Source organism: Njordella aestuarii, from assembly GCF_056494165.1.
The window spans coordinates 1,060,280-1,078,010 of record NZ_CM151397.1; the positions used below are offsets into that span (position 1 = coordinate 1,060,280).

Here is a 17,731-nt window from a genome sequence, read left to right on the forward strand (position 1 = left end):
CAACAGAGTTTTCAGATCCACCCTATGCCAAACCCATCCGGGTGCGTGTTGTTGTAAAATAAGCGAATGCAGAAAAATCCGCGGTTGCCAGCAATGGGCTATTCGCTTTAGGCACTACGCAATTTGATCACACTTCTAAAAGTCCAATGGTTTACGATGAAGCAAGTTCTAAACACTTCAATGCACTTCCTGTCACATGTTTTGTTCGTCTACTTCGTTTTGTTTGCCGTCGCAACACAAGGTGTGTTTGCAGCAGACTTCGTCGTTCGTGGCACTGTTTATTCGTCAAAGAGAATATACAAAAAAGGGATTGAAGTTGTTTGTCTGGCTTCGCCAAAATTGTACTCGGGCAAGCGAGATGTAATTGTCGTCGACAAAGCCGTTACAGACCAGAATGGAAGTTTTGAATTCAAAGTTTCTAGTAAGTATCGAGACCTTGAATTCGATCATAGTTTTCTCGCAATTGCGTTACCAACGAAGTCGACTTGTCTTGCCTTGGACGAATTCTGGCTCTCCTCATACTTCTTTCCAACTAACAATAAACAGGAAGTGAGTTTGCATGTAGGTGAGCCAGAGGAAATAGTGTTAAAGTTCGTCGATGAAGAAGAAAGGCCAATTGAAGGAGTTGAGTTTGCAAACTACTACAATTCAGACGATTTTTTTTCGAAAAGCGATCTTGAAGCAGTTCCTTCGCTAAAGTCACCTCGATCGGATAGTAACGGTGTGCTGACCATTCCGTGGTTAACACGACGGGCCTTCAATTTGAACAGGGCATCGTTGACATTTACTCACAAAGAATATGCCACAACATTCACAACGATGGCAAACGCAATTAAAAACTCAACAATTGAGCTTCGTCGCGGTACAAAAGTTTCTTGTAAAATTGTCGATCATACGAAGATCCGGAATGCCCCAGAGCTTTTCAATCTATCGGCATCGACTGGTACCGGCGCAACAGCAGGCTTTCACTGGTACGTTGTCGCGGATTCAAATGGCGTGGCTGAGTTCAATGTGGACTGGAACTTTGATCATTCACGCCATGGCGGAGGCCAGTGCGAATACAGCGTGTATCCAAATGGAACAAATGGGCTTTCGTATCCCAAATCGATCGATCTGAAACCGACCGATACTAACATTCAATTCCACTACTACCCTGTACAAACAATTTATGGCTTTGCCGTAGACCGAGACTCGGGATCTCCTTTGGTTAATCGACGTGTTACGGCCCAGGTAAGCGGCGATGTGGTGATGAGTTTTGAAACGTCTACTTCTTATGATGGCTATTTTGAATTTCCAATTGCGGTAGCGGGCGACGCAGTCACATTTCAACTAGAGTCACTCGACAATGACGCGTCTATTGAACAGACGATCCCGGTAACTGAACTAGCCAATGCAATCATGTTGGCAGGTAAAGCGTCTGGTTACGACGCATTGGCGATCACTGGTGAATATGACGCTCGCTCTAGTCATCTGATTGTTTCGAAAGGCATTCGTGAGACAGCACTGCTATATTCACCAGAGCAGCCGAAGTCGCCCAGAACATCGCTGAGCTTGTATTCTGATGAGTATTATTTCGATGCGATGCGCCCGATTTATGGCGAACGTGGTAGGCAACGCATCTCACGCGAACAGCCCAACGAAATCCAGCTTTCAAAAGAGGTCGTGATTTATGGACAACTCAGAGATCAGGTAGGATTACCGCAATATGATAAGTACTTTTCGGTACATTCCGACAAAGAGTACATGAGCAGAAAGCACTTGTCGCCGCTTGGTCCGCGAACGGACTCGCAAGGCAGTTTCTTAATTGGTGGCCTGTCGCCGAACGTCGAATATACGCTTGGCCCCATTGGCGGAACTAACAGACGAAATTGGAGCGCTGAAACGCATGGCGATTTCGATTTAGGGAGTTTTGTCGTGCCTGAGCCAAGCAAGAATCAAGGCTTTTCAAGAGATTACGTTGTCGATGAATGGCTTTCTGAGTTGCGAACTTCCGCCCAGAAAACACAAGGCGAATGGCTCTTGTTGGCAACATTCGACAAGAATGATTTATGGATGACCAACCTAATAACAAAACTCAAGATTGCAGACGAGTTGTACGGTCGGAAGGGGCTTCACGTCGTATTGATTCTGACCGGAGAACCGTTGGACGTGGATCAGATCAAAAAGCAGTTGGAACTGCGTACATGCAATTTTGCGGTTGGCATAGATTACGAACGTCGATCATTCGAGCGGATCGGATATGGCATCAAGCTGTTTGCGCCGAACGAAGCTTTTGTAATGCTGAACGGTGACCATATTTTACTTGAACTTCGCAATCAGCTGATTTTTCAGCAGTTGCTGCCAGCGGAGAAGCGTTTGAAAACTCGAGATTTAAATACCGTTGATCGGCTTCCGAAATAGTCAACGGATGGTTCGAATGCGTTATCTGAAAAGAGGTAGAGACAGGGGAAAATCCGCTTAGCAGGAAAGCTTTGGAATTGATTCGATCGCGAACCGGCCCCGCTCTTGTGCATGAAACCGGTCGGTCGAATTTGCTCGCTTAGCTCGCAACTCCTCGAAAGCGCTGCTTTCTAGTCGTTTTGCATGCATTAGTGCGATCGGACTACAGCTGTTTAGTTGTTAGCCGATTTACCAATGATATAGCGATCGTTTCGACAAGTTGGTAAAAGCCGATCAGCTCTTAAGAAGGGAACAAATCATGGCATTTCGTCGACTGAACCGACTCATACATCGCTACGCCTCCCCAAACATTGAACGTTGTTGGGATGCCGCATTTGCGAGTTTGCTTTCCCGAAAACTTTCGCGCGCGAAGTCGCTTGAACAGAAAGTCGATGTTGCAATTGGGAAAGGTATCCTTCGATCCAACCAACGACGAAATGAAATCTTGCCGCTGGTCACTAAAGTCGCTCAGCTAAAACCGCGTGTGGTTTGCGAAATAGGTTGCGACACCGGCGGGACATTAGCTCTCTTTGCACAATGCGCTTCATCCGACGCCATAATTTTATCGTTGGATATCGTGCACCAAGGAGATCGTTCCAAGGGTTTTGACTTTCTGGCCATCGAGCATCAGCAGGTCTTCACCATCGGCGGCAGTTCATACGACAATCGTACCCTTGCTCAGGTGCAGCAGATCGTAATGGGGGAGCCAATCGACTTCTTGTTCATCGATGGCGATCACTCGCTGCATGGAGTATTCCAAGATTTCGCGATGTACGCGCCGCTTCTTCGACAAGGCAGCATTGTTGCGTTTCACGATATTGTGCCGGCAAAGCAAATCAACGGCGTTTGCCAAGCTTATGTCGGCGAGGTCCCAGAATTTTTCCGCGATTACATCGAGCCAAACTTCGAAAGCGAACGGCTCGTCGAAGATCCTTCACAATCAGGATACGGGATCGGTGTGGTGGTGTGGCCGGATCGCAACACTGCCGCTCGGACTGTTTCCAAGATCTGTAGAGATTTCCAAGATCGAACAGGTATGCAATCGAAAGCTGCGTAGGAATTGCCCCGAAACAGTTTCTGATTTTAGCGGAACGGCGCAAGCCGTCCGGTGTCACGGAACCGGAGGGCTTGCGCCCTACCGTTATGATTGATTTGTGTAGCTGAACGCGACGCTCGTCATTGAAGAACAAGCGTCGCTGTCAGCAGCAAGCAGCTTTGCTGTGTTGCGAGTTAAGGAATGTTCTTCTTTTCGACTTTCCAGTTCTCTGCTTTGGACAAAGCAAAGTCTTCGCCAACAAACATCTTGGCCGCTTCTTGATCACCTTTCAGTTGCCAGTCGAGCCACGCGGCCGCTACCGTCGCGTACTCGCCTCCATGAGGTCGCACGTAAGTGCCACCGTGTCCGACGTCCATGTTAGCTACAAATGCGGGCAGCTTTTCAATCCGGCGATAATCGTCCATCCCGTTTTGGTAAGCGATGTCAGATTCTCCTCCTAGCAGGTAAAGGATTGGCGCGTGGAGCTTGGTAAGCAACTCTTTGGTTACTGCAGGCATGCCGGGCATCCCGCCGGGACGGCGAGCGGGCGGCGCAGGCGGTGCGGCAACGTCACCGTTTTCGCCACTAGTTTTTGGCGCATCGGTTTGTTCTTCCGCTTTATCCGCGGCCGGAGTTGCTGGGCCGCGAGGGCGGCTTGGTCCACCTCCGCCAATCACGCCGCTGTTGCAAACCATAGTCGTAGACACTCGTGGATCTGGTGATACTTCTAAAGCTTGCAGTCCGCCGCACGACATACCGGCAACGGCGATCTTCGAGGTATCAATTTTGCCAAAGTAAATGCTTTGCTCGTTTGCGTTTTGTGCAACGGCCCAATCGATTGCGTCAGTCAGCAAAGAAGACTTTGTGCCGCCGCCTCTACCACCACGGCCGCCCTGAGATTCTTCTTGCAGCGGTCCAATTGCAACCACTAGATACCCCCGTGATGCAATCTCCGACAGAAAATTCTGATGCTCCTGAGACGAATTTGCGCAGGCGCCGTTGCCCCAAGCCAGAATGGGGAGCTTGGCAGCGTCACCAAAGCTGCTCAGGTCCGCGGGGCGATAAATGGCGTGGGTGGCCAAGCTGCTGTCGCTCACGACGATCGCTTTGTAGCTTCCGGTCCCACCGTCTTCGATGGTTCGCGTAATCGTTTCGTTCGTTGGTCCCGAAACTACTGCGTCTTCCGCAGTTGATATGGACGTCATGTGAAGATGAGCGACGACGCAAATCAAAGCCAGATACTTCATTCTCATTGGTTTCAACTCCGCGATAAGACAAATTAGATAGGGAAAAATGGCGATCTGCATGCGTTGCTCCCAGAGGCCCGAACGCATGGACCAGCCGAAATCATAGCAGAAAAGTCTAAGCAAAATTCCGCATGACGTTTTAACACCAAGTAAGCCGCATCGTTCCGTTAGCACACTTACCCGACGACGCTCAAGGGTTTATAAAATAGAACCCGAGTTTCGATATCCCGGCAAAATGTGCGAAGTTCCCATGAAAGATCGTATTCCCTTCAGCCATTTTTTTATCTCGTCTCAGCTCTGCACTGTCGGCTGTTTTTCCAGTTCATAGCTACACAGGAACAAAAAAGCCGCTAAAACATCGAGCAGTATGAGCTCTCTATCTCAATCATCACCAGATTCTTCCCATCTCGATGCAGCAGGTAACGCATCGTCTATTCCGTCATTGCGATACTTTCCGGAAACCAGCAACTGGTTGGTGGCGGATCTGAAGGAACTGCTCGCGTATCGAGAGTTGCTGTGGATGTTTTTTCTGCGTGATATCAAAATTCGGTATCGCCAAGTTTTCATCGGGCTGCTGTGGGTTTTATTGCAACCGACGCTAGGAATGGCGATTTTCCTTGCAATCTTTTGGTTGGTCGATGGCAAGCCGACCGATGCTACGAATCGCTATGCATCGACCGCGTCAGTAATTTATGTTGGGATGTTGCTTTGGCAGTTTGTCGCCGCCTCGTTGCGCGATGCGACAGGCTCGCTGGTGAACTACCGCCATGTAATCACGAAGATCGCGTTCCCGCGACTACTGTTACCATTGTCGTCCGTCCTGTGCGCCGGCTTCGATCTAGTCATCGCCTCTACATTGCTACCGGTCGTGGTGTATTTGAGTGGCGATCAGATCAACTGGCTGACAATATGGCTCACGCCAATCGTCGTGTTCTCTCTTGGCGTCTTTGTTGTAGGGTGTGTGGCGTGGCTATCGAGCTTGAATGCGTTTTATCGTGATGTTGGTTATGCACTACCGTTTGTGCTGCAGATCGGCATGTTCCTTTCTCCTGTCATTTACGACAGCTCAAAAATTCAACTCAGTGATCGTATTCCTTCGATTGTCAAAATGCTGTACCAAGCCAATCCGATTTCCAGTGCAATCGGTTGGGCTCGAGCCTTTGTGCTTGGCGGACCATCACCGGCAGCAAGCTCTACTTTCTTGGCGCTGTGTGTAGCGCTCGCGATGCTCGTTAGTGGCTTGTGGTGGTTTCGGCGTCAGAACGAACGTTTGGCGGATAGGATCTAAAGCATGCCAGACCTCGCAATTGATATCGACCATGTCAGCAAAGAGTTCGTCATCGATGGGCTAGGCGACTACCAACGCGCGACCGAGGCGTTTGCGACATGGGTTCGCAAGAAGCTACGTGGACAGGACGATCCGAGTCATTCAGTTGCCGCTTCAACCACACATAGCCGCGCTGCCGTCGGCCCTCAAAGGTTTCTTGCACTGGACGATATTAATCTTCAAGTTGCGTGCGGTGAAACATTGGGAATTGTCGGCAGTAATGGAGCTGGCAAAAGCACGCTGCTTAAGATACTATCGCGCATCATGACTCCGACCAAAGGGCGTGTTGGTGTGCGGGGACGCGTCGGTTGCTTGTTGGAAGTCGGCACGGGGTTCCATCCTGAACTGACAGGTCGTGAAAATGTTTTCCTTAACGGCGCGATTCTTGGAATGCCGCGTCGCGAGATTCGCAAACGGTTTGACGAGATCGTGGAATTTGCAGAAGTCGGCAAGTTTCTCGATATGCCTGTCAAGCGATATTCCAATGGGATGCTCATTCGGTTGGGCTTTTCAGTGGCTGCGCATCTTGATCCCGATGTATTAATTGTCGACGAAGTTCTCGGAGTTGGTGACGCCGCGTTTCAGCGGAAAAGTCTTGGCAAGGCCCGCGATTTTCGCGAGCAGGGGCGAACGGTGCTGATGGTTTCGCACAATCTTCCGATGATCGCAAGCTTTTGCTCCCGAGCGGTCCTGATTCGCGATGGCAAACTAATCTCGGACGGCACACCTGATTCGATTATCGAGCAACACTTGTCAGCAACCGCCGATACTTCCTCGATCGCGCAGTGGAATTCTCAGGCACAAAATATTGGCACCGAGTACCTACAACTTGAGAACGTGCTTTGCAGAAGCGTTGGCACAGGGCGTGAGACAGCCTTGACGCTCGATGCTCCGGTTGCCATTGAGATTACTTACCGTGTGACGCAACCAGGGCACCGCGTGTGCTTGCAACTCGTGTTGACCGATGAATCAGGAACGCAGATCTTGCGGTCGATCAACGCTCCGGGTTCCAATGCTGTCGCCGATGAAGCTTATGACCAAATTTTGGAACCAGGACAATATGTTTGTACTTGTACGATTCCGGCAAACCTCTTGAACAATCGCCGGTACGTGATTGGGCTGGCGATTGGTGAAGAACCGAATCGAGTTGATCGCGTCTTGGATTCTTTGCTAGGTTTCGAAGTGCACGATGCATCGCCAGGTGCCGCCGCGACCAACATCATCTGGGATGCCTATGCAGTTCGACCGCGATTAACATGGCAAACTCGCCGTCAAGCATAGCTGCACGATTGCAAGCTCTCCGGCGCATTGCCATTCTATAGTGAACCATCGCGGCTCATAAATAAACTGTGACAGCGCGAAACCTACGTATTGGATGGGAACTATCATTTTAGATGAGCAGTTTAGCTTGAAAAGCCATAGCAGCAAACTTCGCATCGCCCTACGCGGAATGTTACCCGACCGAGCTCGCCCCGGTCGAAACGGGATCAAAACCAGCCTAACGCATCCCTGCACTTGCATCACGACTGGGCTTGTCCCAGTCGACTGATGATCCAATCGTTGCGTTTGGGGGCATCGATCCACTAAGACGAACTTGGTGGTGACGTCGAAACATTCGAAGTTGCACTTAATCGGTCCCCTTTTACGTCAAGCTATCGTCTCGTGCGGCGACAGGGACTCAAATCAAATAACTCAGAAACGATCCTGTCGCAGTATTGCGTTCATACCAATACAGTCCGCGATTTTTTTGCGGAAGTTTAATTAATTGGCCGCAGCAACCATTTGCGTCCAGAATCTCTACTGTTTCAATTCAAAAAAGACATTGATCGCAATTTGGACGGAGAAAAATCAAACGCTTTAGCTCCTTCAGTTGACGATACGCTCCTTGCACTGATTTAGTACGGAATTTCATCGTCGGAAAGATATTCTAATACACCGTCAACATTTTTGACGTGGTCAAAAAGAGAGAGCATTGGCAATACCTTATAAATCCACACATCTGTATTTTCAGGCCCTACATTCCTTTTCACAATCGTCGTAATGCTCTCATAGCCTTTTGCTTTAAACCTCCCTTTTAAATATTCGCTTTCTCTAAGATATACGAGAAATACATTGTCTATAGGATAATCGACGTAACCTTCTTTCAATGGCTTCCCGTTAACTGAGAGCACCCGGACGACACGGTTGTCTCCATCTGGTGCGAGTTGACCGACTGGCGTGATTATTTCACATTGGAGATAACGCAACGGAGTACCAACGGGATATCCGAGAAGCCCCATAATCCGACCTGGATCTTGCAGCGATTCGACTGTTGTTTCGTTCTTTGCGCATGACGAAAACAATAGTGGAATAAGAAAGATCCACCAACATATTACAGCCCGATCGACCATTTTCATCGCAATTGTCATCCATTCTAGGTCTGAAGTAATGGCTTAAAAACGAAATGTTTTGGTACTGAATACTCTCGATTTATGGAACAGTAAACAAGTAAAGGACTGGATTATTGCGAAAGTGCATCTTTACCGCTATTCCTCCACCAGGACCTAGACCATCGGGCATACCATAAGTCGCTATCCCTTCGTAGCCAATCGCATCAAACTCATTGGTTTTTTCTTCCCATCTTTCTTTGGGTATATTCGATTTAACAAGTTCAAATCGAAAATCCACTGGTTCTCCAGTTAGAACTTTTCCATTGACTTGCAAAATTCTGACGCTTTTGTAAGCCCAGCCCGGCCCTTCATCAGATGACACTTTTTTTACGTTTTTACACTTCAGTTTCAGTTGAGTACCCAGAGGGTAGCCGAGCTTTCCAATCACTTGTTGCGGTTCTTGTACTAAAGCCTCCATAGGGATCCTCTGATCACGACAGGACGCGAAGCATAACAAAAGCACCAGCAAACAAGCAGAGGAGCGTTTCATGATTTCCGATCTCATCGGTAGTTGCTTAGGGGAGCACGAAGCAGAGCTGGAGGAATTCAGCCATTCACGACAAAGAATTATACCAAACATTTCCACAGTATGCGCTTGATAAGCTCTGTTCATGAACTCGCACTTGATGACGGACCCAAACTGGTTGTTTTTCGCGTCGAACATCCAGGCAAGGTCAAGCTATTGTGCTCGCAAGTGCAAAGCTTTGGGAAACGTCTTGCTTGTCAGGAAGCGGTTTTTGACTTGGGCAAATCTGATGTAAAGTTTATTCAAGGAACTTGTGCTTGGCTTACCTTGAATCTTGAAGGAAGAATCAGCCGAAACGCGTAAGCTTCCGGTTTTGCGTGTGAACCTGGTGCTATTGCACTCCGGCTGATCCAGAGGCTCCGCTCACCCCCAACCCCTTTCCCCGAAGCGGGGCGAGGGGCTAAATTGGCGGCATTCGAGTGGGGGCTTCATACGACGTGTGTCTTAAGCGGATATCACTTCCAAATGAATGTAGCGAGCGAGAAGAACGAGTTTTTTTCTTAAGTCCGCTGCCTAACAGCAAAACTTTAAATTTCTGGGACAATGCTCGAACGCCTGACGTCATGTTCATGAGTCTGTTCCCCTTTCGATGTTTGAAATTTTGTGATTTCTGCAGAACACATAGCCCTGCTTTGGCACAAACACGCGGCAGCGCTTACTCTGCTATGCCGCTCGCGGTGCGTTTCGCCAGAAGATTGTGTTCAAGAAGCGTTTATCAAACTAGCAGCGCAACCGGATACGCCTTCCGATCCGCTTGCGTGGTTGGTTCGAGTCGCACGAAACTTGGCAGTCGATCAAACTCGCGCAGAAAATCGACGTGGAAAACGTGAAACAGAGGTTGGGGGCTCACGCGATGGCTGGTTCGAGCAAGAGGACGTCGCGGAACTGTCGTCCAGCGAAGTCCAAATTGCACTCCGACAACTTGATAATCTAACTCGGGATATCGTAGTAGCCCATCTCTGGGCAAATATGACATTTCGACAAATCGCTGATGAATTTGAATTGTCAAATTCCACCGCGCATCGATTGTACGCTAACGGGATTAACCAATTGCGCAAGGCTCTTGGCGTTGAAGTAACTGACCATAATATTTAAAGAACGGAACCGTCAAACATGTTGCCCGATGATGAGAGCTTACGAGCCTCCGAGCCAAACGAAATTCGACAATTCGAAGCGCAGCTGCGAGCGCTTCGCCCGCGACCGACTGTTGCGCCTGAGGAAGTTTTTTATCGTGCCGGTTGGGAAGCCGCATTGGTTGATCAATCCAACGCTGCGACTAAATCAACACGATCCACTTTCTCATTTGCTGGCGGACTGATTGCCGGAATAGCCGCTAGTATGCTCGCTCTGTTCAGTTTTCGCGTTTTCGATCAACCTGAGCGGAATCAGCCTAAACCAAACTACATGGCCGCCGACGTCGCTCCTAAGGAAGTAGACAGCAACGCAGGTTCACTGCCAGTTGATCCCAACAGCTCAAGCGACACACTGGCTTTTTCCATCGACCGCTCACAAGTTCTGCGTAACCGCTTACTATCGTTCAGTCACTGGATAAGTGCCAAATCGAAAGAACAATCAACTGTACGCGATCAAGAAGTCTATGAGCGACCCATTCAATTGACGGTCAGTACAAGGTCTTTGCAACAATTAGATAGTTTGCCACGTACTTGGCTGGCCGCCGAACCGCCCCGGCCTGACATTGACGAGCCACGCGACGTGATTCGACTTCGACCGCTGCACAATCAGTTAGAGTCAGAACTTTTCTAACACATCGCAATATTTGCCAATATTTACAAGGGATTATTTATGAAACTCGTTTCTAAGATCGTTGTTATGGGCACGATATGCTGTGTGCTACAGGCCTCCGTTTGTAGCCACAATGCGTTTGGCCAACTGGAAAAGTCACTGGCCGAGAACGGAAGCGTGGCAGCAGTTCCTGTTGAATCCCCTACCGATGGTCAGCTCGGTTCAAGCCTAACCGTAGATGCATACCTCGCAGCGGATGGCCCGAAACAACCGATTGAACCGCGACAGTTAACAGTAGAGCCCCAGGGGGAACCCAAGCCAGCTTTGCGTTATCGATTCTGGCCACACATCGGTCAACTCAAACCGGGTAATGCTTACTTGCATTTTGCGCGAGCCATCACACACAAATTAATGACCTCGGAAGCGAGTAAAAAAGCCTGGTATGAACTCGAGATGAAACAGGCCGAAGAAGATATAAGCTCCGAAGAGATCGACAAAGTTCTCCGGCCTTTCCAGGACACGATCAACGAACTTTTGGTGATGTCGGAATGCGAAGATCAAAGTTGGGATCGTCGCGTTCGAGATATGAAGGGACCAGAAGTCTACTCGTATTTGTTACCTGAGGTTCAAGAGGTTCGGTCACTTGCTCGTTTGCTGAGATTTCAAGCTCAGGCTCAGTTGCAACGAGCGGAGTTTGACAAGGCAATCGACACCATACGATGCGGCTATCGTTTGGCGGCTTTTACTAAAAATGGTGAGACTTTAATTGAGCAGCTTGTCGGATATGCAATCGAAGGCATCATGCAGGACGCTGTCGAGCAGGCGATTCAAACTCCAGGTTGTCCCAATCTTTACTGGGCTCTTGCGACGGTACCACATGACAACCAGACGTTGAGGACATCGATCGAACTTGAATACTCAATGGCAGAAAGGTTGCTACCTGTCTTTGAAGAAGCGAGCAGTGCCCCATGGAGCCAAGCCACTTGGAAGTCGAAGTGGGAGGAGACGCTCAGCGACGTTAAAGGATTTTCTGGATCAGGAGTCGGCGATTTGAATATTGGTCTATCCCTGATGATGGCTTCTCAGTTTCCCATAGACATGACTCCGATACGCGAAAAGCTTGTCGAATTTGGAATACCAATGGATAAATCGGAAAACATGGCTCGTGAGCAAATAATGGTACTGGATGCCTCATTCACGCTGCGTGAACTGGGTGATCGAGCTGGGAGGGCGGTCTATTTGCCATACCATCTAAGTGAATCTGTGCGGGAGGGGAGCGATAAGATTTCGCAGACGTACGAGACAGACAATCCTTTGGCTACGATTCTCGCAAAGGTCCTGTACCCTGCCGTCACACAAGCGATCATCGCGGAAGAGAGGGTTGTCACTTGGCACAATCGATTGATGACCATCGAAGCATTACGGCAGTATGCTAGCGAGCATAACAATACTCTGCCAAAGACACTTGATGAACTCGACAACTTGCCCGCGATGCCAGATACCTTCACCGGACAACTGATCCATTATCAGCGGTTGGAAGATGGCAATCATACCGCAGCGATTTTGACTGTCCAAGTTCCAGCCATCCCGTCAAGCGAAAATTCGTTGCGTATCCAAATCAAACAATAGCCCATGGAAGTCATCGGAGATCACTATGAAAACATTTCTGTTGCAGCTTATATGCATAATCTACCTATCGGCCAGTGTATCGCTCTCGCAGGCTCAAAGCGTGCTCGAAGCAGAGCACGCAGCAATCGCCCCCTACATTAAATCGGATGTGCGTATGGTTGCATGGCTTGACGTTGAACAAATCAGGCTAGATGAACTGACGAAGACCTTCCAGAATCTCACCGGGGACAAAATCCCGGAACAAGCGATACAAACTGCGCGGTCTTGGCAGCAGGCTTTGCGCGAATGCGAAGTTGGCCGCCTCTATTTTCTCTCAGGAGTCGCAGCCGTGCTGGGCAATACGAGTGAGATTGTTGCTGTATTGCCCTGCAAGAATCCTTCGGAATGCATCGAGAAGCTTGGCGCGATCGATGGCACAAAAGGAATTACGTTTGGGCAAGATGCTAATGCAGTATTCGCAACGCTGGGGACCGCTCAAAGGCTCGATCAGGTGATGGTTCAGGCCTCCAAACCGACAGAATCGCTCGTCAAAGCGATCAAAGAATGCCAAGGGCACCATGGCTTTGCATGTTCGATTCCTCGGGAATATGTTGAGGTGTTGTTAAAGATGACGCCTGACGAAGAACAAACTCGAAAGGCTCGTGAATTCTTGACAGCAATTCAAACTTTGCATTGGTTCAGCCTTTCCCAAGATCATGCCGACGAAAAAATCATTGGTACCGCCGAATTTGAAACGCCCGACAATGCTTTAGAGTTTACCAATCTGGTCAATCAATTTGTAAATGAAACTCTCGAGAGCGAGTCAGCATCGGCGTTGCTTGTTGCCGAGGGTGCACGAGTGACAATCTCAAAGCAAGGGCAGGCGGAACTTATTCTGTTGCTTGCAGCGAAAGCAAAAGAAGAAGCACAGCAGCGGGAAGAGATGAACGATCTACGCCAGATCGGTCTCGCATTTCACAATTTCGTAGCAGCCAAAAATACTTTCCCGCCTCAAGCCTTAACGGACGCAACGGGCAAGCGTTTGCTAAGCTGGCGAGTATTGCTTCTGCCTTACCTTGGGCACAAAGACTTATACGATCAATTCCATTTAGATGAAGCATGGGACAGTGAGCATAACCAAAGTTTGATCCAAAAGATGCCTGCGGTATTCGGCGACAATACAGCTCAGGGGAAGACTCGCTATTTGGCTGTGCTAACCAAGAACTCTGCGCTGGGGCAACCAGGCGCCCCTGTCAGTTTTAGCGGCGTCACTGATGGGACGAGCATAACCGTTTGGGTAGTGAAGTCCGCGCCGAGTCAAGAAGTGGTGTGGACCAAACCTGAAGATCTTACAGTGAATGAGACGGATCCTTTCGCTGGTCTAACGGCCGATGGGGAAAATACGTTCCTCGCAGGCTTCGTCGATGGATCTATACGGCGACTCAATTCTGAGATTTCGCCAGTGACAATCATGGCGCTTTTTTCGATGAACGGAGGAGAGCAGATATCGTTCGAGGATTTTGATGTGCAGCAATAAGGCGATTAAATATTCATTCTCAGGCTTCGGCCAGCTTTATCCTGCACATTGAACTGAAGTTCGCCATGATTGGTAGGCAGTGACTCACCTCATGTCAGAATGCTGACGGAGGATATATTGCTTGCGTCGTGTTGCAGTGAGAAAAGTTTTCTACCGATGCAGCAAAGCTTCATTACGATAACGCGCTTGGTTTGCAATCAACGCTCTCGAGCCCGCCAAGGAGTCCGAGCCTTGGCGGAAAAACCACACAAATTTCCTGCCCTTTGATTGATTGTGGAAGCGGCTCGCGTCTGCAGCTTCATCGACCTTGGAAGTTTTATTTCAACGAGAACTCGACCATCGGGTGGTCGGCGTCGAATTTGAATTCAGCATCTTGGTAGCTCGGCGCACCCAACTGCCCTCGAGCGTCGCGCGAGAATCCATATGGTTCGCTAGGGAAGCCCAAAAAGCTAGACGTCAGTTTCTTGTTACCGTCGATATCGTGGAACGCGGCGATCACGTAATTCCCCTGTGGTACATCCTTAAAAGTATACTCGACCGTACCGCTCGGACCGACTTGGATCTCCTGCTTGCGATAGGCCTCACCCTGTTTCGAATCTTCTTTGCGAGCGTCAAACTTGCGAAACTGGCCTTCCGAGGTGAAAACGGCTACACGCACGGTGCCTCGGCTGGGAGTTGCAATTTTCATGCGGACCGTCAGAGCAGGAGACTTGGCCGAAACTGAAGTGTCTGCAGGAGTTTCTGACTCCGTCGCTTGCGAAGTTGACTCTTTGACATCGGCTTGTACAGTGTTTTCTTGCGCGTTGGTTAAAGAGCGGTCGGCACTAGTCGATCGAGGATCGCTGCTTTGTTCGCCGCTATTTTCGTCCGCGGGACGAGCAACCGCAGGCGAGGTCGATTCCTCAGGACGCATCGCGATATCGATGATGCAACGCTCCATGGCAGCCGTTAGTAGTTGAACTTGAGCAGAGGCTTCTTTGCAAGTGAAGGAAAAAATCAGATCGTTAATCGCCCTGAGCCGACGCTTCATCAGTCGCACATCGAGCGTATGCGTAATCGCTATCGAAGATTGATAGTTATCTAGTGGCACAATTACGTAGCGGTAATGGTCCTTCAGTAGCATATCGGCGGGTTGAACCAATTCGACGTGGATCGTTGTCTGTTGGGTATTGGCTACTATGGAAGTGCTATAGAGCATTCGCCCGAATTCTTGTGAGCAACCTATGCTATCGATGATGGCATGGACGGCACCGCCATCGTTTTGCGAGACGCTAGGATCTTCAAGCTCGTCGCTTTGTGATGCGTCGTCGGTGGAGTTTACAGGTGTCGCATCTCGCGATTCGTCTTTTCGAGGAGTGTACGTCAACAGTTCAACGTGTTGTGATCGAAACATTTTACGCGATGTTGACTCGCCTTCCATGCGCGTCAAAAGTTCTTCGTATTCGATCGGCACAATGAACTCACGATGAGCCGAGACGCGCACGGAGCTCTGTCCGCAAGCATTGGTTGACGAACCTATCACCAGCAAAGTAAGACTGAGCACGAAAACTTGCACAGCGCGTGTGGCAAACTGGTTCATATTTGGAGACTGACTAAGGGATAAAACATCGAAAGATGTTTCTAGACTAGATGCCAAAGTGGAAACGACAATTGGCAAAAGATCTCGGTCGAGGCTGAATCCAAAAAATAGAAAATAGGGACAGGCTAGGCGAAAAAATCTTGCAAAAAAGGGGACGTTGCAAAAAAGGGGACGGGGGTCATTTTAAGGGGGCGTCGCGTTCTTCTTGCGTGGACGGCCGATAGGACGCAGGGTAAACCAAACTCCGTTCGTTTCTGCCATCTCTTCGGTCCATTCTTTGTCGCCAGATGGTCGACCTCGATCAACGCTTGTCCGGACTGCTTTGAGTTACTTTTCGGACAGAGGTTCATTTCGCGATAATACTGCTTGTAGCAACCACTTTCACGTGAAGTTATCCCCGTCCCCTTTTATTCGCCGTTCGGATAGGAGTTTAATCGTTAGACGCGATCGGACGAGGATGGCTGGTCGCAGCGCTTGCACGCCGTATGCTCCCAAGGCGTTACCCGTCGCGTTAGAATCTCAGTTTGGGCTGCATCGATTGATGTGATACTCGTTAAGGCTGCTATCATAAAGCGAATGAAATTCATACCACGCCGCTTCACGTTATCGTTTCTTTTTGTTTCAATTGCCATTGTAGCATTGTTGCTAAGGTATTTCGTAGTCGTAGATCGACAGAGATCCGCAATCGAAGCGCTCGAACAAGAAGATGCATCTGTATTTCTTTTGGAATATGAAGACGGTCAGGACAGACTACGGCACTTTCTAAGTAAATTCGTTCCCGAAAGCTACTTACTAAGACCTACATACGTTGAAACGTATAGCGATGCAACTGAGGATGATGATCTAGTGCATCTGCGAAAACTTTTCGCTCTGAAGACATTGGATCTCGCTAGCAATTCAATCACCGATCGAGGACTGAGCAATTTAAAAAGTCTTCGATACTTGCAGGAGTTTTTGATTGATAATGACCTAGCTACCGACGACGGTTTTGCAAATATTTCTGGTTGCGTCGCGCTCGAATTCCTCTACATAAGAACCGACAAAATCACCGACCAAGGACTGTCATTCTTAACGAAATTGCGATCGCTTAAAGACCTCTCCCTTCATTGCTCTGGCGTAACCGATGCCGGATTGGTTCATTTGAAAGATCTATCATCTCTTGAAGGATTATCGCTAGGCATCAATTTGCAAGGTGACGGGCTAAGTGCTCTTGAAAACCTGACGTCGCTTGAGTGTCTGGATCTGCGGCATAAAGAAAAAATTTCAGATACAAGCCTGCTCAGTCTCCCGGAACTTCCTTCGTTAAAGTATCTATGTCTTGCAAGTACTGAAATCAGTGATCGAGCAATGCCCGCTATTGCAAGTCAGAGTTCCCTCGAGAATCTAGAGTTGAGTGACAACACAATTACAGGAGCAGGACTCGGGGAACTTATTGGTTTAAAGAATCTTAAAAATCTGCATCTGGGAAACACACTCATTGACGACGACAGTTTGCGACATCTGCCTTCATTTGAAAGACTGGAAACACTTGATTTAAGTGAATGCAAATTGACAGGTATTGGATTGTCTCACTTGGCTCAGATGAAAAATCTCAAAGAACTCGAACTGCGATTCGTGCCAATCTCAGGTCATGGTTTTGAGCAGATTTCGCGGATCAAGTCCCTGGAAACACTAGATCTCACCGATGTCAATGTAGATTTTGACGGGCTTGCCCAACTCGCAAAATTAACATCGTTGCAAGAATTAGATTTGACTGGCAGAATGATTACCGACGATGGCTTACGTCAATTACTTCCGCTGTCTGAGCTGCAATGTTTACGACTTCGCGAGGGTGATTTCACCGAAAATGGCATAGCGCATTTGTCATCCCTTCCGTCGCTCCGGATTCTAGAGATCTTTGATGTTGGGTTAACGGACTCGCTCATTGAGAAGTTGAAAGAATTCAAATCGCTGAAATATTTGGAGCTAGAATCTACCAAAATCACAGCAAACGGTTTTGCGAAACTAAGAGCAGTGTTACCTGACTGCTATGTCAGCGGCGACTGACGTTTGCGTTTTGTTTGATTGATTATTGGTCCGCTGTGCTATTTCTCGTGCGGTTGTCGCCACGTAAACCGGGTGCTAATGCACTCCGGCTGATCCTGAGGCCCCCCTCACCCCGAACCCCTCTCCCCGAAGCGGGGCGAGGGGAGCAAAGAATAATGCGCTGCGCTTGAGGGGTGAGCGGGATCGAGAGAACATCCGAAGTCAGATAAACTGT

At 48.9% G+C, this 17,731-nt stretch carries 13 protein-coding genes; 9 read left to right on the forward strand and 4 right to left on the reverse strand.

Annotation, left to right across the window (positions count from 1 at the left end):
- The first annotated feature begins 156 nt into the window (after positions 1 to 156).
- Together SH451x_RS04130 and SH451x_RS04135 are read left to right on the forward strand one after the other, a co-directional pair.
- On the forward strand, positions 157 to 2,400 hold the full coding sequence (locus tag SH451x_RS04130; RefSeq protein ID WP_479361155.1) for a hypothetical protein: 2,244 nt from the start codon (positions 157 to 159) through the stop codon (positions 2,398 to 2,400).
- Between the two features lie 298 nt (positions 2,401 to 2,698).
- A complete protein-coding gene (locus SH451x_RS04135) occupies positions 2,699 to 3,496 on the forward strand; it encodes a class I SAM-dependent methyltransferase (protein ID WP_479361156.1) in 798 nt (265 codons plus the stop codon).
- 173 nt (positions 3,497 to 3,669) lie between these two features.
- On the opposite strand, the gene SH451x_RS04140 is transcribed toward SH451x_RS04135, so the two are convergent.
- A complete protein-coding gene (locus tag SH451x_RS04140) occupies positions 3,670 to 4,728 on the reverse strand; it encodes an alpha/beta hydrolase (protein WP_479361157.1) in 1,059 nt (352 codons plus the stop codon).
- Positions 4,729 to 5,089: 361 nt separating this feature from the next.
- On the opposite strand from SH451x_RS04140, the gene SH451x_RS04145 reads away from it, so the two are divergent.
- Positions 5,090 to 6,010, forward strand: coding sequence for an ABC transporter permease (locus tag SH451x_RS04145; RefSeq protein ID WP_479361158.1), 921 nt, complete (start codon positions 5,090 to 5,092; stop codon positions 6,008 to 6,010).
- A 3-nt stretch (positions 6,011 to 6,013) separates the two neighbouring features.
- Positions 6,014 to 7,330, forward strand: a complete 1,317-nt coding sequence (locus tag SH451x_RS04150) for an ABC transporter ATP-binding protein (protein ID WP_479361159.1) — start codon at positions 6,014 to 6,016, stop codon at positions 7,328 to 7,330.
- 614 nt (positions 7,331 to 7,944) lie between these two features.
- On the opposite strand, the gene SH451x_RS04155 is transcribed toward SH451x_RS04150, so the two are convergent.
- Positions 7,945 to 8,445: a hypothetical protein gene (locus SH451x_RS04155; protein ID WP_479361160.1), complete on the reverse strand. Its 501-nt coding sequence runs from the start codon at positions 8,443 to 8,445 to the stop codon at positions 7,945 to 7,947.
- 73 nt (positions 8,446 to 8,518) lie between these two features.
- Positions 8,519 to 8,896, reverse strand: coding sequence for a hypothetical protein (locus SH451x_RS04160; protein ID WP_479361162.1), 378 nt, complete (start codon positions 8,894 to 8,896; stop codon positions 8,519 to 8,521).
- A gap of 711 nt (positions 8,897 to 9,607) precedes the next feature.
- Here SH451x_RS04160 and SH451x_RS04165 point away from each other — a divergent pair.
- From SH451x_RS04165 to SH451x_RS04180, 4 genes are read left to right on the forward strand one after another with little or no spacing between them, the layout of a single operon-like run.
- Positions 9,608 to 10,099 carry an RNA polymerase sigma factor gene (locus SH451x_RS04165; protein WP_479361163.1) on the forward strand — a complete coding sequence of 164 codons (492 nt, stop codon included), beginning with the start codon at positions 9,608 to 9,610 and terminating at the stop codon, positions 10,097 to 10,099.
- Between the two features lie 18 nt (positions 10,100 to 10,117).
- Positions 10,118 to 10,768 carry a hypothetical protein gene (locus tag SH451x_RS04170; RefSeq protein ID WP_479361164.1) on the forward strand — a complete coding sequence of 217 codons (651 nt, stop codon included), beginning with the start codon at positions 10,118 to 10,120 and terminating at the stop codon, positions 10,766 to 10,768.
- A gap of 39 nt (positions 10,769 to 10,807) precedes the next feature.
- Positions 10,808 to 12,376: a hypothetical protein gene (locus SH451x_RS04175; RefSeq protein WP_479361165.1), complete on the forward strand. Its 1,569-nt coding sequence runs from the start codon at positions 10,808 to 10,810 to the stop codon at positions 12,374 to 12,376.
- A 25-nt stretch (positions 12,377 to 12,401) separates the two neighbouring features.
- Entirely contained in the window at positions 12,402 to 13,892 is a 1,491-nt protein-coding gene (locus tag SH451x_RS04180; RefSeq protein ID WP_479361166.1) for a DUF1559 family PulG-like putative transporter, read from the forward strand.
- 316 nt (positions 13,893 to 14,208) lie between these two features.
- On the opposite strand, the gene SH451x_RS04185 is transcribed toward SH451x_RS04180, so the two are convergent.
- Positions 14,209 to 15,471, reverse strand: a complete 1,263-nt coding sequence (locus SH451x_RS04185) for a DUF2141 domain-containing protein (RefSeq protein ID WP_479361167.1) — start codon at positions 15,469 to 15,471, stop codon at positions 14,209 to 14,211.
- A 576-nt stretch (positions 15,472 to 16,047) separates the two neighbouring features.
- On the opposite strand from SH451x_RS04185, the gene SH451x_RS04190 reads away from it, so the two are divergent.
- The gene (locus SH451x_RS04190; RefSeq protein WP_479361168.1) at positions 16,048 to 17,517 is read left to right on the forward strand and encodes a leucine-rich repeat domain-containing protein; all 1,470 of its coding nucleotides are present in this window, start codon (positions 16,048 to 16,050) and stop codon (positions 17,515 to 17,517) included.
- Positions 17,518 to 17,731 lie beyond the last annotated feature (214 nt).